Origin of the sequence: Streptococcus sp. CL6.35 (assembly GCF_049737915.1) — a bacterium.
Taxonomy (GTDB): domain Bacteria; phylum Bacillota; class Bacilli; order Lactobacillales; family Streptococcaceae; genus Streptococcus.
Map to the genome: position 1 here is coordinate 30,855 of NZ_JBKOTU010000002.1, position 20,289 is coordinate 51,143.

The 20,289-nt window shown below is 37.2% G+C and carries 22 protein-coding genes; 17 read left to right on the plus strand and 5 right to left on the minus strand.

Features of this window, described 5'->3' with window-relative positions:
* Window positions 1-35: 35 nt before the first annotated feature.
* Together recF and yaaA are read right to left on the minus strand one after the other, a co-directional pair.
* On the minus strand, window positions 36-1,127 hold the full coding sequence (gene recF, locus ACLNCP_RS02735; protein ID WP_261022665.1) for a DNA replication/repair protein RecF: 1,092 nt from the start codon (window positions 1,125-1,127) through the stop codon (window positions 36-38).
* Between the two features lie 2 nt (window positions 1,128-1,129).
* A complete protein-coding gene (gene yaaA, locus ACLNCP_RS02740) occupies window positions 1,130-1,504 on the minus strand; it encodes a S4 domain-containing protein YaaA (RefSeq protein WP_261019870.1) in 375 nt (124 codons plus the stop codon).
* Between the two features lie 158 nt (window positions 1,505-1,662).
* Between yaaA and yfmF the strand changes: the two genes are divergently transcribed.
* From yfmF to tsf, 12 genes are all read left to right on the plus strand, one after another.
* The gene (gene yfmF, locus ACLNCP_RS02745; RefSeq protein WP_261022661.1) at window positions 1,663-2,913 is read left to right on the plus strand and encodes an EF-P 5-aminopentanol modification-associated protein YfmF; all 1,251 of its coding nucleotides are present in this window, start codon (window positions 1,663-1,665) and stop codon (window positions 2,911-2,913) included.
* Window positions 2,910-4,193: an EF-P 5-aminopentanol modification-associated protein YfmH gene (gene yfmH / locus ACLNCP_RS02750; protein ID WP_000170205.1), complete on the plus strand. Its 1,284-nt coding sequence runs from the start codon at window positions 2,910-2,912 to the stop codon at window positions 4,191-4,193. The genes yfmF and yfmH overlap by 4 nt, the downstream gene beginning before the upstream one ends.
* A gap of 41 nt (window positions 4,194-4,234) precedes the next feature.
* A complete protein-coding gene (gene rodZ, locus ACLNCP_RS02755) occupies window positions 4,235-5,062 on the plus strand; it encodes a cytoskeleton protein RodZ (protein ID WP_424844006.1) in 828 nt (275 codons plus the stop codon).
* Between the two features lie 10 nt (window positions 5,063-5,072).
* Window positions 5,073-5,618 carry a CDP-diacylglycerol--glycerol-3-phosphate 3-phosphatidyltransferase gene (gene pgsA / locus ACLNCP_RS02760; protein WP_000712127.1) on the plus strand — a complete coding sequence of 182 codons (546 nt, stop codon included), beginning with the start codon at window positions 5,073-5,075 and terminating at the stop codon, window positions 5,616-5,618.
* Entirely contained in the window at window positions 5,615-6,442 is an 828-nt protein-coding gene (locus ACLNCP_RS02765) for an energy-coupling factor ABC transporter ATP-binding protein (RefSeq protein ID WP_000835730.1), read from the plus strand. Before pgsA ends, ACLNCP_RS02765 begins: the two co-directional genes overlap by 4 nt.
* Window positions 6,427-7,266: an energy-coupling factor transporter ATPase gene (locus ACLNCP_RS02770; RefSeq protein WP_000510424.1), complete on the plus strand. Its 840-nt coding sequence runs from the start codon at window positions 6,427-6,429 to the stop codon at window positions 7,264-7,266. Before ACLNCP_RS02765 ends, ACLNCP_RS02770 begins: the two co-directional genes overlap by 16 nt.
* A complete protein-coding gene (locus ACLNCP_RS02775; protein WP_084862621.1) occupies window positions 7,259-8,053 on the plus strand; it encodes an energy-coupling factor transporter transmembrane component T family protein in 795 nt (264 codons plus the stop codon). The genes ACLNCP_RS02770 and ACLNCP_RS02775 overlap by 8 nt, the downstream gene beginning before the upstream one ends.
* Before the next feature lie 58 nt (window positions 8,054-8,111).
* Window positions 8,112-8,930, plus strand: a complete 819-nt coding sequence (mreC, locus tag ACLNCP_RS02780) for a rod shape-determining protein MreC (RefSeq protein WP_084926265.1) — start codon at window positions 8,112-8,114, stop codon at window positions 8,928-8,930.
* Window positions 8,930-9,424 carry a rod shape-determining protein MreD gene (gene mreD, locus ACLNCP_RS02785; RefSeq protein ID WP_084926266.1) on the plus strand — a complete coding sequence of 165 codons (495 nt, stop codon included), beginning with the start codon at window positions 8,930-8,932 and terminating at the stop codon, window positions 9,422-9,424. Before mreC ends, mreD begins: the two co-directional genes overlap by 1 nt.
* Window positions 9,425-9,517: 93 nt before the next feature.
* Complete coding sequence (gene pcsB, locus ACLNCP_RS02790; RefSeq protein WP_084926267.1) at window positions 9,518-10,711, plus strand: peptidoglycan hydrolase PcsB; 1,194 nt, start codon at window positions 9,518-9,520, stop codon at window positions 10,709-10,711.
* A 216-nt stretch (window positions 10,712-10,927) separates the two neighbouring features.
* A complete protein-coding gene (rpsB, locus tag ACLNCP_RS02795) occupies window positions 10,928-11,707 on the plus strand; it encodes a 30S ribosomal protein S2 (RefSeq protein ID WP_000268469.1) in 780 nt (259 codons plus the stop codon).
* 78 nt (window positions 11,708-11,785) lie between these two features.
* Complete coding sequence (tsf, locus tag ACLNCP_RS02800; RefSeq protein ID WP_033682512.1) at window positions 11,786-12,826, plus strand: translation elongation factor Ts; 1,041 nt, start codon at window positions 11,786-11,788, stop codon at window positions 12,824-12,826.
* A gap of 122 nt (window positions 12,827-12,948) precedes the next feature.
* Here the strand turns inward: tsf and cysK are convergent, their stop codons facing one another.
* The 3 genes from cysK to ACLNCP_RS02815 form a co-directional block, all read right to left on the minus strand.
* On the minus strand, window positions 12,949-13,875 hold the full coding sequence (cysK, locus tag ACLNCP_RS02805; RefSeq protein ID WP_049521100.1) for a cysteine synthase A: 927 nt from the start codon (window positions 13,873-13,875) through the stop codon (window positions 12,949-12,951).
* Window positions 13,876-13,971: 96 nt separating this feature from the next.
* Window positions 13,972-14,415 carry a PH domain-containing protein gene (locus tag ACLNCP_RS02810; RefSeq protein WP_060627334.1) on the minus strand — a complete coding sequence of 148 codons (444 nt, stop codon included), beginning with the start codon at window positions 14,413-14,415 and terminating at the stop codon, window positions 13,972-13,974.
* Window positions 14,416-14,430: 15 nt separating this feature from the next.
* Window positions 14,431-15,066, minus strand: a complete 636-nt coding sequence (locus ACLNCP_RS02815) for a YigZ family protein (protein WP_084926268.1) — start codon at window positions 15,064-15,066, stop codon at window positions 14,431-14,433.
* Between the two features lie 56 nt (window positions 15,067-15,122).
* On the opposite strand from ACLNCP_RS02815, the gene ACLNCP_RS02820 reads away from it, so the two are divergent.
* From ACLNCP_RS02820 to rplI, 5 genes are all read left to right on the plus strand, one after another.
* The gene (locus tag ACLNCP_RS02820; RefSeq protein ID WP_424844007.1) at window positions 15,123-16,421 is read left to right on the plus strand and encodes a DEAD/DEAH box helicase; all 1,299 of its coding nucleotides are present in this window, start codon (window positions 15,123-15,125) and stop codon (window positions 16,419-16,421) included.
* On the plus strand, window positions 16,418-17,080 hold the full coding sequence (locus tag ACLNCP_RS02825) for a ComF family protein (protein ID WP_084887702.1): 663 nt from the start codon (window positions 16,418-16,420) through the stop codon (window positions 17,078-17,080). Before ACLNCP_RS02820 ends, ACLNCP_RS02825 begins: the two co-directional genes overlap by 4 nt.
* A gap of 79 nt (window positions 17,081-17,159) precedes the next feature.
* Window positions 17,160-17,708 (plus strand): ribosome hibernation-promoting factor, HPF/YfiA family, encoded by a 549-nt coding sequence (gene hpf / locus ACLNCP_RS02830; RefSeq protein ID WP_004255322.1) that lies wholly within the window; start codon window positions 17,160-17,162, stop codon window positions 17,706-17,708.
* 135 nt (window positions 17,709-17,843) lie between these two features.
* Window positions 17,844-19,817: a DHH family phosphoesterase gene (locus ACLNCP_RS02835; protein WP_424844008.1), complete on the plus strand. Its 1,974-nt coding sequence runs from the start codon at window positions 17,844-17,846 to the stop codon at window positions 19,815-19,817.
* Window positions 19,814-20,266 (plus strand): 50S ribosomal protein L9, encoded by a 453-nt coding sequence (gene rplI / locus ACLNCP_RS02840; protein WP_000864214.1) that lies wholly within the window; start codon window positions 19,814-19,816, stop codon window positions 20,264-20,266. Before ACLNCP_RS02835 ends, rplI begins: the two co-directional genes overlap by 4 nt.
* Window positions 20,267-20,289: the final 23 nt, after the last annotated feature.

Sequence of the window (20,289 nt, forward strand, 5' to 3'; positions counted from 1 at the left end):
GCGAAAACAGGAGTTCTTTTACAATGTTGTCAATTTTAATTTACAGAAACTTTACCATCCTGAATAGTGAAGATACTTAGATTTTCTGGCAGATTTTGAAGATGGTCTAAGCTTGTTGTTGTGATAAAGGTTTGGATTGAATGAGAAATCGTTTCTAATAATTTTAGTTGTCTAGTGTTGTCAAGTTCACTCATAACATCGTCAAGTAGTAATATTGGAGATTCTGTAGTAATACTTTCCATTAATTCAATTTCTGCTAATTTTATCGAGAGGACGAGACTACGATGTTGACCTTGACTTCCAAAACAAGCATCCATCCCATTTATATAAAAAGAAATATCATCTCGATGAGGACCAACACCAGTATTCTTTTTAAATAAATCTCTGGACCTACTTTTTTCTAAAGCAATTTTGAAAGATTCTGACAAGTCTTCTTTATCAGTTAGCTTGACAGAAGATTGATAGGATATTGACAGTTCTTCAATCTGATTAGAGATTTCAAAATGTTTCTTACGCCCAAAATGCTCTAGTTTTTTTATGAAATCTAAGCGGTGTTTCATTACACGACATCCATAATCGACTAGCTGATCATCTAGTACTGAAAGGAAGGTTTCATCTATTGTTTGAGCTGATTTTAAATAGGTATTTCTTTGCTTAAGGATATGGTTATAATTGGTTAAGTCAGATAAATAGATTGGCTTAATTTGTCCAAGCTCCATATCAATGAATTTTCGTCGAACTGAAGGTGCTCCTTTAATTAGTTGTAAATCTTCAGGAGCAAATAAGACAACATTCATGTGTCCTACGTAATCTGAAAGTCGTGCCTGTTTTAAGTGATTCACTTTTGTCACACGTCCTTTTTGTGTTAGTTCGATTTCGAGAGGAATAGATCCAGTTTTTTTCTGAACAAGACCTGAAAGATGGAGTTGTTCCTCATCAAAATGAATGAGATTTTTATCTGTTCGAGTTCGATGACTACGTGTTAAGGCTAAAAAATAGATAGCCTCTAACATATTTGTTTTACCTTGTGCATTGCGTCCTAAAAAGATATTTAATTTAGGATTAAAGTCTATTTTCGTCTCTTTATAGTTACGAAAAGTTTTGAGAGATAGATGTTGTAGCCACATGATTATCTACCAGGGAATCGCGGAGCTTGTTTGCTTTTGGGTGAAGAAGTAGGTTTTGATTTATCTTTATCTTTTTTTGCTCCCTTATTCATCTCCTTAACAAGTTTAGCGATTCGTTCTTTTTCAACTTTATCAGCTTGGTATTTATCCTGTTCTTCAGAAGTGGGTTGTGTCAACAAGATGTCAATATTCATGTCAGGGATGTCAAGTTTATCACCAATACGAAGTTTTTTACCACGACGATTCTCTAATTCCTCATTAAAGTAAACAGAATGTTCAGAGAGAAATGATTTGATAGCTCCTCCGCTATGTGTAATTCCAAGTTCTTTGAGTAGTGCTTGGAGGGTAATAAATTCTTCAAATAATTTGTATTCCATAATTCACCTCAATCTTTGGTATTATACCATATTTTCCTAAAAATAGTGATAGAAACAGGGAGAAATGTAAGCGATTTTTATTTCAAAAGTGTTACAGAGAACAAGAAAATTTCAGGTTTTCGTGATATAATAGAAGTCTGTATATAAGGAGGTCAATCATGGAGTTAGTGCATGGAATTTCAACACATTTTATCCAATCAAAAAAGTTTAAAACGAACAAAATCACCGTGCGTTTTACCGCTCCATTATCTCTTGATACGATTGCAGGTCGCATGTTGAGTGCGAGTATGCTAGAGACTGCTAATCAGATGTACCCCACTTCTCAAGATTTGAGAAGACATTTGGCCAGTCTATACGGTACAGATATGTCAACCAATTGTTTCAGAAGAGGGCAAAGTCATATTGTAGAATTGACATTTACCTATGTTCGTGATGAGTTTCTAAGTAGGAAAAATGTGCTAACTTCTCAGGTTTTAGAACTTGTAAAAGAAACTCTTTTTTCACCCGTAGTAGTTGATAATGGCTTTGATTCGGCCTTATTTGAAATTGAGAAAAAACAATTGCTAGCAAGTTTAGCAGCTGATATGGATGATTCATTTTATTTCGCACATAAAGAATTAGATAAATTATTTTTTCATGATGAACGTCTCAAATTGGAATACAGTGATTTACGAAATCGTATTTTAGCTGAAACTCCACAAAGTTCTTATTCTTGTTTCCAAGAATTTTTGGCCAATGATCGAATAGATTTCTTTTTCCTAGGTGATTTTAATGAGGTTGAAATTCAAAATGTATTAGAATCATTTGGCTTTAAAGGTCGAGAAGGAGATGTGAAGGTTCAGTATTGTCAATCTTATTCTAATATCCTTCAGGAAAGTATGGTTCGGAAAAATGTGGGACAATCCATTTTAGAATTGGGTTATCATTGTTCTTCTGAATATGGTGATGAGCAACATTTACCCATGATTGTAATGAATGGTTTACTGGGCGGATTTGCTCATTCTAAATTATTTACAAATGTCCGTGAAAATGCTGGATTGGCTTATACTATTTCCAGTCAGCTCGATTTATTTAGTGGGTTCTTGAGGATGTATGCTGGTATTGATCGAGAAAATCGGAATCAGGCTCGAAAAATGATGAATAATCAACTGCTTGATTTAAAAAAAGGTTATTTTACAGAGCTTGAGCTAGAGCAGACCAAGGAAATGATTCGTCGGTCTTTGTTGCTTTCTCAAGATAATCAATCTTCATTGATTGAACGTGCTTATCAAAATGCCTTACTTGGAAAATCTTCAGCAGACTTTAAAGGTTGGATTGCAAAACTCGAGCAAGTTGACAAAGATGCTATTTGTAGAGCAGCTAGTAATGTGAAATTACAAGCAATTTACTTTATGGAAGGAATAGAATGACAAAGGTTGTTTTTGAAGAAAAATACTATCCAGCTGTAAAAGAAATGGTTTATCGAACTCGTTTGGCCAACGGATTGACAGTTGCTCTTTTGCCTAAAAAGGAATTTAAAGAGGTTTACGGGAGTGTCACTGTTCAGTTTGGTTCGGTAGATATGCTTGTCATAGAAGTTGACGGAGATGTAAAAGAATATCCTGCGGGAATTGCTCATTTTCTTGAACATAAATTATTTGAGAGAGAAGATGCTAGTGATTTGATGTCGGCTTTTACGAGTCTAGGTGCAGATAGTAATGCCTTTACAAGCTTTACAAAAACAAGCTATCTTTTTTCAGCAACGGATTATTTTTTAGAAAATTTAGACTTACTTGATGAATTGGTAACATCAGCACATTTCACCGAAGATTCGATTCTGAGAGAGCAGGATATTATCCAGCAAGAACGGGAAATGTATCAAGATGATCCAGATTCGTGTTTATTCTTTTCAACTCTAGCGAATTTATATCCTGGCACACCTTTAGCAACGGATATAGTTGGAAGCGAGGAGTCCATTTCCCAAATCAATCTAACTAATTTACGAGAAAATTTTACAAGATTTTACAAATCTGTAAACATGTCTCTGTTTTTAGTTGGTAATTTTGATGTGGAACGAGTACAGGACTATTTTGAAAGCAAAGAACTGAAAGATTTAGATGTTCAGGATGGAGCAAGAGAAAAGTTTGTTTTACAGGCTGTAAAGCAAACAGACAGTATGAGAATGGAAGTATCTTCTCCTAAGCTAGCGATTGGGATTAGAGGTAAGCGAGAAGTTGCTGAAGCGGATTGCTATCGACATCATATTTTATTAAAATTATTATTTGCAATGATGTTTGGTTGGACTTCGGATCGTTTTCAAAAACTATATGAATCAGGTAAAATTGACTCTTCCTTATCTCTGGAAGTTGAAGTAACAAGTCGCTTTCATTTTGTTATGTTGACAATGGATACAAAAGAGCCAGTTGCTTTATCTCACCAGTTTAGGAAGGCTATTCGTAATTTCACAAAGGATTTAGATATTACAGAGGATCATTTAGATATTATCAAAAGAGAGATGTTTGGAGAATTTTTCAGTAGCATGAACTCTCTTGAATTTATTGCAACGCAATATGATGCTTTTGGACAGGGTGAGACAATTTTTGATTTGCCGAAAATTTTACAGGAAATTACTTTAGAGGATGTCCTTGATGCTGGACATCATTTAATAGATGATGGTGATATAGTTGATTTTACAATATTCCCATCGTAGAAATCTATCATAATCGATACTAGAAAGAAGGGATGAAAAGTATGAGAAAAAAAACAATTGGTGAGGTTTTACGTTTAGCTAGAACCAACCAAGGGTTGACTTTAGAAGAATTACATAAAAAAACAGAAATTCAGTTGGATATGTTGGAGGCAATGGAAGCTGATGATTTTGATCAACTTCCTAGTCCATTTTATACTCGTTCTTTTTTGAGAAAGTATGCGTGGGCAGTTGAACTTGATGAGCGAATTGTCTTGGATGCTTATGATTCGGGGAGTATGATTACTTATGAGGAAGTAGATGTTGATGAAGAGGAGTTGACAGGTAGGAGACGTTCAAGTAAGAAAAATAGGACATCATTTTTACCTTTATTTTATTTTATACTCTTTGCCCTATCGATTGTAATTTTTGTGACTTATTATGTTTGGAATTATCTCCAGACTCAACCTGAGCGTTCATCTGCGTCTAGTTATAGTGTGGTCCAAGCAACAAGCTCGACTAGTTCTGTAACTCCATCTTCAAGCAGTAGCTCATCTAGTAGTTCTTCGAATATGGAACCAGCTATAACGGTATCAGGTGAAGGAAATAGAGTAGAAGTTGCTTATAAAACGAGCAAGGGAACTGCAAAATTACAATTATCAGTCTCAGATGCTAGAAGTTGGGTTAGTGTTTCAGAAAGTGAGCTTGAGGGTGGTGTGACCTTATCACCGGATAATAAAAGTGCGGAAACAACAGTTTCAACTAAAAATTCTGTAATCATTACTTTAGGTGTTGTCAAAGGTGTCGCTTTAACAGTAGATAATCAGACTGTTGACTTATCGAAATTAACAGCTCAGACTGGAAAACTAACTGTAACCTTTACTAAAAATTAAGGAAAAACGAATGAAAAAAGAACAAATTCCAAATCTCTTAACAATAGGTCGAATTCTCTTTATACCTATTTTTATCTTTATTTTAACGATAGGAAATTCGATAGAGAGTCATATTGTGGCAGCTATTATCTTTGCTATTGCCAGTATCACAGACTACTTAGATGGATATTTAGCTCGTAAATGGAATGTGGTCAGTAATTTTGGTAAATTTGCAGATCCTATGGCGGATAAGCTACTAGTTATGTCTGCTTTTATTATGCTGATTGAGTTAGGTATGGCTCCAGCTTGGATTGTTGCAGTGATCATCTGTCGTGAGTTGGCTGTGACAGGTTTAAGACTTTTATTGGTTGAAACTGGTGGAACAGTTTTAGCAGCAGCCATGCCTGGAAAAATTAAAACTTTCAGTCAGATGTTTGCGATTATTTTCTTGCTATTACACTGGACTTTGCTTGGTCAAGTTCTACTTTATGTAGCCTTGTTTTTCACTATCTACTCTGGCTATGATTATTTCAAGGGTAGTGCCTATGTATTTAAAGGGACATTTGGTTCGAAATGAAATCAATAATTGATGTAAAAAATCTTTCTTTTCGCTATAAGGAAAGTCAGAAATATTACGATGTGAAGGATATTACGTTTCACGTGAAACGTGGAGAATGGCTTTCGATTGTAGGGCATAATGGTAGTGGTAAATCAACGACTGTCCGGTTAATTGATGGCTTACTGGAAGCAGAATCCGGAGAGATTGTAATTGATGGCCAACGGTTGACTGAGGAAAATGTTTGGAATATACGTCGTCAAATAGGTATGGTTTTTCAAAATCCAGACAATCAATTTGTTGGAGCGACTGTTGAAGATGATGTTGCCTTTGGTTTGGAAAATCAGGGACTTTCTCGTCAAAAAATGAAAAAGAGAGTGGAAGAAGCTCTGGCTTTGGTTGGCATGTTGGACTTTAAAAAGAGAGAGCCGGCGCGTCTATCAGGTGGTCAAAAGCAACGTGTGGCTATTGCAGGTGTTGTAGCCCTTAGACCAGCTATTTTAATCCTAGATGAGGCAACGAGTATGTTGGATCCTGAGGGGCGTAGAGAACTCATTGAGACAGTAAAAGGAATTCGAAAAGACTATGATATGACGGTCATTTCCATTACCCATGATTTGGAAGAAGTTGCCATGAGTGATCGTGTATTGATCATGAAAAAAGGGGAAATTGAATCAACCAGTAGTCCAAGAGAACTTTTCTCTCGAAATGATTTAGATCAAATTGGATTAGACGATCCTTTTGCTAATCAATTAAAACATTCTTTGAGCCAGAATGGCTATGATTTGCCTGAAAATTATTTGACAGAAAGTGAGCTAGAGGATAAACTATGGGAATTGCTCTAGAAAATGTGAGTTTTACGTATCAAGAAGGGACTCCCTTAGCTTCAACAGCTTTGTCAGATGTTTCTTTGACGATTGAAGATGGTTCTTATACGGCTTTAATTGGCCACACAGGTAGTGGTAAATCAACTATTTTACAACTTTTAAATGGTTTGTTGGTGCCAAGTCAAGGGAGTGTGCGAGTTTTTGATACCTTAATCACTTCGACTTCTAAAAATAAAGATATTCGTCAAATTAGAAAACAGGTTGGCTTGGTATTTCAGTTTGCTGAAAATCAGATTTTTGAAGAAACGGTTTTGAAGGATGTTGCTTTTGGACCGCAAAATTTTGGAGTTTCTGAAGAAGATGCGGAGCAGATTGCGCGTGAGAAACTGGCTCTGGTTGGAATTGATGAATCACTTTTTGATCGCAGTCCGTTTGAGTTATCAGGTGGACAAATGAGACGTGTCGCCATTGCAGGCATACTTGCCATGGAACCAGCCATATTAGTCTTAGATGAGCCCACAGCAGGCCTAGATCCCCTGGGAAGAAAAGAGCTGATGAATTTGTTCAAAAAGCTCCATCAGTCAGGGATGACCATCGTCTTAGTAACACATTTGATGGATGATGTTGCTGAATATGCGAACCAGGTATATGTGATGGAAAAGGGACGTTTAGTTAAGTTTGGTAAACCGAGTGATGTCTTTCAAGATGTTGTTTTTATGGAAGAAGTTCAGTTGGGAGTACCTAAAATTACAGCTTTTTGTAAACGATTGGCTGATAGAGGCGTGTCATTTAAACGATTACCGATTAAGATAGAGGAGTTCAAGGAGTCGCTAAATGGATAGTATGATTTTGGGGCGTTATATCCCAGGGGATTCGATAGTTCACCGATTGGATCCACGTAGCAAATTACTGGCTATGATGCTACTGATTTTGATCGTTTTTTGGGCTAATAATCCCTTGACGAATCTGATTCTTTTTATAGCGACAGGGATCTTTATTGCCTTGTCAGGAGTATCTCTTTCATTTTTTATTCAGGGCTTGAAGTCTATGTTTTTCTTGATTGCCTTCACAACTATTTTTCAACTGTTTTTCATTTCTAATGGGAATGTTTTATTTGAGTTTTCGTTTGTGAGAATCACGGATTATGCTTTGCAACAAGCTGGGATTATTTTTTGTCGCTTCGTATTGATTATTTTCTTTTCAACTTTGTTAACCTTAACTACCATGCCCTTAAGTTTGGCATCAGCTGTCGAAGCTTTATTAGCACCTTTAAAGCGTGTGAAAGTTCCAGTTCATGAAATTGGATTGATGCTATCTATGAGTTTGCGTTTTGTTCCGACCTTAATGGATGATACGACGCGGATTATGAACGCACAGAAAGCGCGTGGAGTGGATTTTGGTGAAGGAAGCATTGTTCAAAAGGTGAAGGCTATGATTCCCATTTTGATTCCTCTTTTTGCGACAAGTTTAAAACGTGCAGATTCCTTGGCTATCGCTATGGAAGCGCGTGGTTATCAGGGGGGAAAATGCAGAAGTCAATACCGACAACTGAAATGGACTAGAAAGGATACGCTGACCATTCTTGTTATTATCGTACTTGGTTGTTGCTTATTTTTCTTAAAATCTTAGTAGCTTTCAGGAATTGATAAAAAATTACTGTAACAGTTTTTGATATGAAGGTAGGGATATGAACCGTTTTAAAAAATCAAAATATGTCATTATTGTTTTTGTCACTGTTATGCTTGTGTCAGCTCTCTTAGCAACGACTTATTCAAGTACAATTGTGACAAAATTAGGAGATGGAATCTCATTGGTTGATAGGGTTGTTCAAAAACCTTTTCAGTGGTTTGATTCTGTCAAATCAGATTTGGCTCATTTGACACGAACATATAATGAAAATGAAAGTTTGAAGAAACAGATTTACCAATTAGAAGTTAAATCAAATGAGGCGGAAAGTTTAAAGATGGAAAATGAACAACTGCGCCAATTGCTTGATATGAAGTCCAAGTTGCAAGCTACAAAGACTTTAGCAGCGGATGTTATTATGCGTTCTCCAGTATCTTGGAAACAGGAATTGACCTTAGATGCAGGCAAATCAAAAGGGGCTTCTGAGAACATGTTAGCCATTGCAAATGGTGGTTTGATTGGGAGTGTTTCAAAAGTAGAGGACAACTCTACTATGGTCAACCTTCTGACAAATACGGAAAATGCTGATAAGATTTCGGTAAAGATTCAACATGGTTCTACTACAATTTATGGAATTATTGTTGGTTACGACAAGGAAAATGAAGTTCTTAAAATTAGTCAATTAAATAGTAATAGCGATATTAGTACAGGCGATAAGGTGACAACGGGTGGATTAGGAAACTTTAACGTTGCGGATATTCCTGTTGGTGAAGTGGTTGCCACAACGCATAGTACAGACTACTTGACACGAGAAGTAACAGTTAAATTGAGTGCAGATACTCATAATGTGAGTGTGATAGAATTAGTGGGGAATTCATAATGAGACAGTTGAAGCGAGTTGGAGTATTTTTATTGCTTCCTTTCTTTGTTCTAATTGATGCCCATATTAGCCAGCTTCTGGGCTCATTTTTCCCCCACGTTCAGTTGGCTAGTCATTTTCTATTTCTGTTTCTCTTATTTGAGACGATTGAAGTATCAGAGTATTTCTATTTAGCTTATTGTTTTGTAGTGGGTTTGGTTTATGACATTTACTTTTTCCACTTGATAGGGATTGCAACTTTGTTGTTCGTCTTGTTGGGAGTATTTCTCCATAAATTTAATAGTGTTATTTTATTGAATCGTTGGACGAGAATGTTGGCAATTATTGTCATGACTTTTCTATTTGAGATGGGAGCTTATATACTTGCATTAGTGGTAGGTTTAACTGTGGATAGTATGTCTTTATTTATAGTCTATAGTTTAGTACCATCAATGATTTTGAACCTTATATGGATGATTATCTTTCAGTTTATTTTTGAAAAATTTTACCTATAAGAAAGAAATAAAAATGTAACAAAGGCGTAATATTCATTAGGCCTTTTTTTGGTATACTAGTAGTGTCTTTAAAAGAAGGAGTATCTACGAAATATGAAGAAAAAAATCTTAGCGTCACTTTTACTAAGTACAGTAATGGTTTCTCAAGTAGCTGTTTTAACAACTGCGCATGCAGAAACGACTGATGACAAAATTGCTGCTCAAGATAATAAAATTAGTAACTTAACAGCACAACAACAAGAAGCCCAAAAACAAGTTGATCAAATTCAGGAGCAAGTATCTGCTATTCAAACAGAGCAATCAAACTTGCAATCTGAAAATGATAGACTACAAGCAGAATCTAAAAAGCTTGAGGGTGAAATTACAGAACTTTCTAAGAATATTGTATCTCGCAATGATTCATTGCAAAAACAAGCTCGTAGTGCTCAAACAAATGGAGCTGCAACAAATTACATCAATACAATTGTAAACTCAAAATCAATTACAGAAGCTATTTCACGTGTTGCTGCAATGAGTGAAATCGTATCTGCAAACAACAAAATGTTGGAACAACAAAAAGCAGATAAAAAAGCTATTTCTGAAAAACAAGTAGCAAACAATGATGCGATTAATACAGTTATTGCAAATCAGCAAAAACTAGCTGATGATGCTCAATCATTAACTACAAAACAAGCTGAGTTGAAAGCTGCAGAATTGAATCTTGCTGCTGAAAAGGCTACTGCAGAGGATGAAAAAGCAAGTTTACTTGAGAAAAAAGCTGCAGCGGAAGCAGAAGCTAAAGCAGCTGCAGAAGCAGAAGCAGCCTACAAAGCTAAACAAGCAAGTCAACAACAAACAGTAGTTGCTTCTGGGAATACAACTTTTACAGCAGAAGTTCAAGCAGTATCTAGTTCATCTGAATCATCTTCAAGCTACACTCCTGCATCAGTAAAACATCGTCCAACATACAGTACAAACGCTTCAAGTTATCCAACTGGTGAGTGTACATGGGGAGCTAAAACATTAGCACCTTGGGCTGGAGATTACTGGGGTAATGGAGCACAGTGGGCTACAAGTGCAGCTGCTGCAGGATTCCGCACAGGATCTACACCTCAAGTTGGTGCCATTGCATGTTGGAATGATGGTGGATATGGACACGTAGCCGTGGTTACAGCTGTTTCATCATCAACAAGTATCCAAGTATCTGAATCAAACTATGGTGGAAACCGTACAATCGGAAATAAACGTGGTTGGTTCAATCCTACTACAACTTCAGAAGGTTTTGTAACATATATCTATCCAAACTAATGAATAAAACGAAGAGGCTCGATTTGAGTCTCTTTTATAATTTATATACTTTAAAAATCTACTAAAATAGCTTGAAAATATTGAAAAAGTATGGTAAAATGAAAATTGTCGTGTGAACGATAATACTCATTCTTGATGAATTGTGAAACAGTTGCCTTTGGGTCGTTTTGCGAGTTGAAGTCAAGAAGAGGAAAAAAACAAAAAGGAGAAATACTCATGGCAGTAATTTCAATGAAACAACTTCTTGAGGCTGGTGTACACTTTGGTCACCAAACTCGTCGCTGGAACCCTAAGATGGCTAAGTACATCTTCACTGAACGTAACGGAATCCACGTTATCGACTTGCAACAAACTGTAAAATACGCTGACCAAGCTTACGATTTCATGCGTGATGCAGCAGCTAACGATGCAGTTGTATTGTTTGTTGGTACTAAGAAACAAGCAGCTGATGCAGTTGCTGAAGAAGCAGTACGTTCAGGTCAATACTTTATTAACCACCGTTGGTTGGGTGGAACTCTTACAAACTGGGGAACAATCCAAAAACGTATCGCTCGTTTGAAAGAAATCAAACGTATGGAAGAAGATGGAACTTTCGAAGTTCTTCCTAAGAAAGAAGTTGCACTTCTTAATAAACAACGTGCACGTCTTGAAAAATTCTTGGGTGGTATCGAAGATATGCCTCGTATCCCAGATGTGATGTACGTAGTTGACCCACATAAAGAGCAAATCGCTGTTAAAGAAGCTAAAAAATTGGGAATCCCAGTTGTAGCGATGGTTGACACAAATACTGATCCAGATGATATCGATGTAATCATCCCAGCTAACGATGACGCTATCCGCGCTGTTAAATTGATCACAGCTAAATTGGCTGACGCTATCATTGAAGGACGTCAAGGTGAAGATGCAGTAGCAGTTGAAGCAGAATTTGTAGCTTCTGAAGCTCAAGCAGATTCAATTGAAGAAATCGTTGAAGTTGTAGAAGGCGACAACGCTTAATTCATATAAATAGTAATTACCTAGGAGGGCGGGGCTTAGCCCGGCTCTCCTATTTTTAAAAAATATAGGAGAATCAAAATGGCAGAAATTACAGCTAAACTTGTAAAAGAGTTGCGTGAAAAATCTGGTGCCGGAGTTATGGACGCTAAAAAAGCGCTTGTAGAAACAGACGGTGACATCGAAAAAGCGATTGAATTGCTTCGTGAAAAAGGTATGGCTAAGGCAGCTAAGAAAGCTGACCGTGTTGCTGCAGAAGGATTGACTGGTGTTTATGTTAACGGTAATGTTGCAGCAGTTATTGAAGTAAACGCTGAAACTGACTTCGTTGCGAAAAATGCTCAATTCGTTGAATTGGTAAATACTACAGCTAAAGTTATTGCTGAAGGAAAACCTGCTAATAATGAAGAAGCACTTGCTTTGACAATGCCTTCAGGTGAAACTCTTGAAGCTGCATACGTATCTGCAACAGCAACTATCGGAGAAAAAATCTCATTCCGTCGCTTTGCATTGATTGAAAAAACAGACGCACAACACTTTGGAGCATACCAACATAACGGTGGACGTATCGGTGTTATTTCAGTTGTTGAAGGTGGAGACGAAGCACTTGCTAAACAATTGTCAATGCACATCGCAGCGATGAAACCAACAGTTCTTTCTTACAAAGAATTGGATGAGCAATTCGTTAAAGATGAGTTGGCACAATTGAACCACGTTATCGACCAAGACAACGAAAGTCGTGCAATGGTTAACAAACCAGCTCTTCCACACTTGAAGTATGGATCAAAAGCTCAATTGACTGATGAAGTGATTGCCCAAGCTGAAGCTGACATCAAAGCTGAATTGGCTGCAGAAGGCAAACCAGAAAAAATCTGGGACAAAATCATCCCAGGTAAAATGGACCGCTTCATGCTTGACAACACTAAAGTTGACCAAGCTTACACACTTCTTGCACAAGTATACATCATGGATGACAGCAAGACAGTTGAAGCATATCTTGAATCAGTTAACGCTTCAGTAGTTGAGTTCGCTCGCTTTGAAGTTGGTGAAGGTATCGAAAAAGCTGCAAACGACTTCGAAGCTGAAGTTGCAGCTACAATGGCAGCAGCCTTGAATAACTAATAATAAAAAGGAAGCTGAAGTGCTTCCTTTTTTCTATGCAGTAGATTCCTATAGGGAAAGAATTCTACTTTTCAAGATATAAATAAAAAGCCCTATAAAAAGGGCTAAGTGCATTTAGGAGACTACACTTCAAATTCATAAAGTGCTGTAGAGAGATAACGTTCACCGTTATCTGGTGCTAGAGCAAGAACCTTTTTACCTGTACCTAATTTCTTGGCAACCTCGATGGCTCCGTAGATAGCTGCAGCTGAAGAAATCCCTACAAGAAATCCTTCTTTTCCACCAATTTCACGGCCGAGTGCGAGAGCATCGTCTGATGTTACACGAACGATACCATCATAGGCTTTTGTATCAAGTGTATCAGGAATAAATCCAGCTGAGATACCTTGAATTTTGTGAGGGCCAGGTTTTTCACCAGATAGAATAGCAGATTCATCTGCTTCTACCGCAAAAACTTGAATGTTAGAATTTGCTGATTTGAGTGCATGAGAAACACCAGAAATCGTTCCACCGGTACCCACTCCAGCAACAAAGGCATCTAGTCCATCTTTACCGAAAGCAGCTAGTATTTCAGCTCCTGTTGTTCTTTCGTGTACTTCTGGATTAGCTGGATTGTCAAATTGAAGAGGAAGGAAACCATCACGTTCAGCAGCGATTTCTTGAGCCTTAGCAATAGCGCCTTTCATTCCCTCACTACCAGGAGTTAGGACGAGTTCAGCACCATAAGCTTGGATAATCTTACGTCGTTCTACACTCATAGTTTCAGGCATAACGATGACGACTTTATACCCTTTAGCAGCACCTACCCATGAAAGTCCAATACCAGTGTTTCCACTTGTTGCTTCAACAATTGTAGAACCTGGTTTCAGAATACCGTCTTGTTCAGCTTTTTCAATCATGCTAAGAGCAATACGATCTTTTACAGAAGAACCAGGGTTGAATGCTTCAAGCTTTACATAGACGTCCGCAGCCCCTTCTGGTACGATGTTGTTGAGTTTAACAATCGGAGTTTGACCGATTAATTCAGTAATATTGTTATAAATAGACATATGAATACCTCTTTGTATAAGATATTTCTAGTATAACGCTATCTATATCATTTGTAAAATATAGAAATCCTATCGAAGTGATAGGATTTTTTTATATCACAGGTCCAAGTCATTAATTTTCAAGCGATTGTGATAAGCTAATTCTAATAAATAGGTATAAAGTGGAACGATATCCGTTTTCTTAGGAAATTCAAATTTATGAGAACTAAAATGTTCATTATGTGCTTTTAGAAAGACATTCTCTAAATAAGTAATAGTAATTTCACTATCATCTATACCTGCTCCTGCAGTTTCCATTTCAACGTTAACAATGTTCATCAAAAAGATTGATTTAATAGACATCTTACGACCGGTAGCGCCTTGTTTATCTGTAAAGATAATGCGGATATTTGTAAATATAATTGAGTCACGAATCAGTTTATATCCACTTTGAATTTCTTCATTTTCTAGTAGATATTGTCCATATTCTTTGATAAGAGTTTCTTTGTTTTGCTCGCTAAAGTTACCAGCAAGTCCTTGAATGAATTTACCAAATGCCATATTTTTCTCCTTTGTTTACACTAAATTTACAGGAACTTCAACTTCTCGTAAACCTTGATCAGTTAAAGTAACTTTTCCATTAAAAAACTCCACCAGTGCAGCTTTAATATTTTCTTTTTCTTCTTTATCAACATAAATCATCGTATCGACTTGATCTGTAAAGTTTGTATCCAGTTCCATGAGATTATGTTCTTTAAGGAAGTTACTGTACTCTTGATACTGAGCGTAAGACATTTGAATAGCAATGCCCGCCTGTTCCTTTATTTCAATGATGCCAATTTCTTTGACGGCTAAGGCAACACTGCCGGCGTAAGCACGAATCAGTCCTCCAGCGCCTAGTTTTATACCACCAAAGTAGCGTGTCACGACCACACAGACATTGGTGAGGTTGTGATTTTCTAGTACCCCAAGCATGGGAACGCCAGCAGTCCCACTGGGCTCACCATCATCACTTGTACGTTTGATTTCACTACGTTCCCCAATAATGAAGGCAGAGCAGTTATGCGTAGCTTTGTAGTGTTCTTTTTTGATGGTAGTAATAAAGTCTCGAGCCTCTTCTTCGCTATAAACACGCTTGGCATGACAGATAAAGCGTGATTTTTTGATTTCTTCTTGGACTTGACCGTCCTCTTTAATTGTTCTAAATTCCATGATTTAATTGTACTAAAAAATCATCTAAAGCGCTAGGTTTTTACGAATAAAGAAGTATGAAAGTAAATCCAAATTATCTCGGTCGTTTGTTTACTGAGAATGAATTAACAAAAGAGGAACGTCAGTTGGCGGAGAAACTTCCAGCAATGAGAAAGGAGAAAGGGAAACTTTTCTGTCAACGTTGTGATAGTGCTATTTTAGATGAATGGTATTTGCCCATCGGTGCTTATTATTGTAGGGAGTGTTTACTGATGAAGCGAGTCAGGAGTGATCAAGCTTTATACTATTTTCCGCAGGAGGATTTTGCGAAGCAAGATATTCTCAAATGGCGCGGTCAATTAACTCCTTTTCAAGAGAAGGTGTCAGAGGGACTAATTCAAGCTGTAGACAAGCAGGAACCAACCTTGGTTCACGCTGTAACAGGAGCTGGAAAGACAGAAATGATTTATCAAGTAGTAGCTAAAGTGATCAATGCGGGTGGTGCAGTATGCTTGGCTAGTCCTCGCATAGATGTTTGTTTGGAGCTGTACAAGCGCCTGCAAGATGATTTTGCCTGCGAGATATCTTTACTACACGGAGAATCAGAGCCGTATTTTCGAACACCACTAGTTGTTGCGACAACCCATCAGTTATTAAAATTTTATCAAGCTTTTGATTTACTGATAGTGGATGAAGTAGATGCCTTTCCTTATGTTGACAACCCCACGCTTTACCATGCTGTCAAGAATAGTGTAAAGGAGAATGGACTGAGAATCTTTTTAACAGCGACTTCGACAGATGAGTTAGATAAGAAGGTCCGTTTAGGAGAATTGAAACGATTGAGTTTGCCTAGACGATTTCATGGAAATCCATTGATTATTCCTAAGCCAGTTTGGTTATCGGATTTTAATCGCTATTTGGATAAGAATCGTTTGTCACCAAAGTTAAAGTCTTATATTGAGAAACAGAGAAAGACAGTTTATCCGTTACTCATTTTTGCTTCAGAAATTAAGAAAGGGGAGCAATTAAAAGAAGTCTTACAGAAGGAATTTCCGCATGAGAAAATTGGTTTTGTGTCTTCAGTTACGGAAGATAGATTAGAGCAGGTGCAAGCATTTCGAGATGGAGAACTGACAATACTTATCAGTACGACAATATTGGAGCGTGGAGTTACCTTCCCTTGTGTGGATGTTTTCGTAGTAGAGGCCAATCATCGCCTTTTTACCAAGTCTAGCTTGATTCAGATTGGTGGACGAGTTGGGCGAAGCATGGATAGACCGACAGGAGATTTGCTTTTCTTCCATGACGGGTTAAATACTTCAATCAAAAAGGCAATTATGGAAATTCAACAGATGAATAAGGAGGCGGGTCTATGAAGTGTTTATTATGTGGGCAGACTATGAAGGCTGTTTTAACTTTCAGTAGTCTCTTACTTCTGAAGAATGATGTCTCCTGTCTTTGTTTAGATTGTGATTCTACTTTTGAGAGAATTGGAGAAGAGTACTGTCCAAACTGTATGAAAACAGGATTGTCAACAAAGTGTCAAGATTGTCAATTTTGGTGTAAAGAAGGAGTTGAGGTCAGCCATAGAGCGATTTTTACGTACAATCAAGCTATGAAGGATTTTTTCAGTCGGTATAAGTTTGATGGAGACTTCCTTTTAAGAAAAGTTTTTGCTTCAGTTTTAAGTGAGGAGTTAAAAAAGTACAAAGAGTATCAATTTATCGTCATTCCCCTAAGTCCTGAAAGATTGCTCGAGAGGGGATTTAATCAGGTTGAAGGTTTAGTTGAAGCAGCAGGGTTCTCTTTTCAAGACTTACTAGAGAAGAGAGAAGAGCGGGCCAGTTCTTCTAAAAATCGTTCAGAACGCTTGGCAACAGAACTTCCTTTCTTTATTAAAAGGGGAGTCACTATTCCTAAAAAAATCCTACTTATAGATGACATTTACACTACTGGAACAACTATAAATCGTGTGAAGAAACTGTTGGAAGAGGCTGGTGCTGAGGATGTAAAAACATTTTCCCTTGTAAGATGAGGAAAAAATTTGCAAAAATAAAATGAAAGCGTTATAATGAAATCAGAAAAACAAAAATGTTTAGAAAGAAGGTACTCATATGATTAAATATAGTATCCGTGGTGAAAACCTAGAAGTAACAGAAGCAATTCGTGATTATGTAGTTTCTAAACTCGAAAAGATCGAAAAGTATTTTCAAGCTGAACAAGAGTTGGATGCTCGAGTTAACTTGAAGGTGTATCGTGAAAAAACAGCTAAAGTGGAGGTGACGATTCCGCTTGGCTCAATTACTCTTCGTGCAGAAGATGTGTCTCAAGATATGTATGGTTCAATTGACCTTGTAACTGATAAAATTGAACGTCAGATTCGTAAAAATAAAACAAAAATCGAGCGTAAAAATAAAAACAAGGTAGCAACTAGTCAATTATTTACAGATGCTTTGGTGGAAGATACAAATGTTGTCCAATCAAGAGTTGTTCGCTCAAAACAAATTGATTTAAAACCAATGGATTTGGAAGAAGCTATTCTACAGATGGATTTGTTGGGACATGATTTCTTTATCTATGTGGATGTTGAAGATCAGACAACCAATGTGATTTATCGTCGTGAAGATGGCGAGATTGGTCTGTTAGAAGTTAAAGAATCTTAATTTCAATATGTGTAAAGGAAGGTTTACTAAATTGTAAACCTCCTTTTTCTTATAATTGATAGAATTACTGATTACACTTTTAAAAAGTCGCTTTTTGGTGGTTATTATGGTATAATGGGTGCCAAGAGGTTTGGAATGAAAAAATTTTATGTAAGTCCTATTTTCCCCTTAATATTAGGAATAGTGGCGTTCGGAGTGCTATCTGTGCAACTTGTTTTTGTAACGAATACACTGGTAACGCTATTTCTTTTGCTACTTATTTTGGGTTCATATATTTTACTATTCATCCATCAGAGAGACTACTACTCAAGGAGTGAAGTAGAACAAATCCAGTATGTAAACCACCAAGCTGAAGAAAGTTTGACAACCTTGTTAGAACAGATGCCTGTCGGAGTTATTAAACTAGACTTGTCGTCAGGTGAAGTTGAATGGTTTAATCCTTATGCTGAATTGATTTTGACTAATGAAGTGGGCGAAATTGATGTGGCATTAATTCAAACAATTATCAAGGCTTCTGTGGGGAATCCAGGTTCTTATGCCACCTTGGGTGAGACCCGCTATTCGGTTCATATGGACAAGGTGTCTGGAGTTCTTTACTTCTTTGATGTGTCTGGAGAATACGAAGCGACTGTTGAGTTAGTAACGAGTCGACCTGTGATTGGGATCGTTTCCGTTGACAACTATGATGACTTAGAAGATGAAACATCGGAGTCTGATATCAGTCATATCAATAGTTTTGTAGCCAATTTTGTTTCAGAATTTGCTGGGAAGCATGCCATGTTCTCCCGTCGAGTGAGTATGGACCGTTTCTATCTCTTTACGGACTACACGGTACTTGAGGGATTGATGAATGATAAATTTTCTGTTATCGATGCTTTCAGAGAAGAGTCAAAACAGAGACAGCTGCCTTTGACCTTAAGTATGGGATTTTCTTATGGTGATGGAAATCATGATGAGATAGGGAAAGTTGCATTACTCAACTTGAACTTGGCTGAAGTGCGTGGTGGAGACCAGGTGGTTGTCAAGGAGAACGACGAAACGAAAAATCCAGTTTATTTTGGTGGTGGGTCTGCTGCGTCAATCAAGCGTACACGAACACGTACGCGCGCTATGATGACGGCTATTTCAGATAAAATTAGAAGTGTAGATCAGGTTTTTGTAGTTGGTCACAAAAATCTTGATATGGATGCTTTGGGTTCTGCTGTAGGTATGCAGTTATTTGCTAGTAATGTAACAGAAAATAGTTATGCTCTTTATGATGAAGATCAAATGTCACCAGATATTGAACGAGCTGTTGCATTCTTAGAAAAAGAAGGAGTTACGAAGTTGTTGTCTGTTAAGGATGCAATGGGGATGGTGACCAATCGTTCTTTGTTGATTCTTGTAGACCATTCAAAGACAGCTTTAACTCTATCAAAAGATTTTTATGATTTATTTACTCAAACCATTGTTATTGACCACCACAGACGGGATCAGGATTTTCCAGACAATGCGGTTATTACTTATATCGAAAGTGGTGCAAGTAGTGCCAGTGAGTTGGTAACGGAATTGATTCAGTTCCAGAATTCTAAGAAAAATCGTTTGAGTCGTATGCAAGCAAGTGTTTTAATGGCTGGTATGATGTTGGATACTAAAAATTTCACCTCACGAGTGACTAGTCGGACATTTGATGTTGCTAGCTATCTCAGAACGAGAGGAAGTGATAGTATTGCTATCCAAGAGATTGCTGCAACAGATTTTGAAGAATATCGTGAGGTCAATGAACTGATTTTACAGGGGCGTAAATTAGGTTCAGATGTACTAATAGCGGAGGCTAAGGACTCGAAATGTTATGATACAGTTGTTATTAGTAAGGCAGCAGATGCCATGTTAGCTATGTCAGGTATTGAAGCGAGTTTTGTTCTTGCGAAGAATACACAAGGATTTATCTCTATCTCAGCTCGCAGTCGTAGTAAGCTGAATGTACAACGGATTATGGAAGAGCTGGGAGGTGGAGGCCACTTTAATTTGGCAGCAGCTCAAATTAAGGATTCAACCTTGTCAGAAGCAGGTGAAAAACTGACAGAAATTGTATTAAATGAAATAAAGGAAAAGGAGAAAGAAGAATGAAAGTAATCTTTTTAGCAGATGTCAAAGGAAAAGGTAAAAAAGGCGAAATTAAGGAAGTACCAACCGGGTATGCACAAAACTTTCTTATCAAAAAGAATCTAGCCAAAGAAGCGACTGCTCAAGCTGTAGGTGAACTTCGTGGTAAACAAAAATCTGAAGAGAAAGCTCACGCTGAGATGATTGCAGAAGCAAAAGCAATTAAAGCCCAACTTGAAGCAGAAGAAACTGTTGTAGAATTTGTTGAAAAAGTTGGTCCAGATGGCCGTACTTTTGGTTCAATTACGAATAAGAAGATTGCAGAAGAATTGCAAAAGCAATTTGGAATTAAGATTGATAAACGTCATATCCAAGTGCAAGCTCCGATTCGGGCGGTTGGTTTGATTGATGTGCCAGTGAAAATCTATCAAGATATCACAAGTGTGATCAATCTTCGTGTGAAAGAAGGGTAAATTTACACTTTCTTGACAAGATT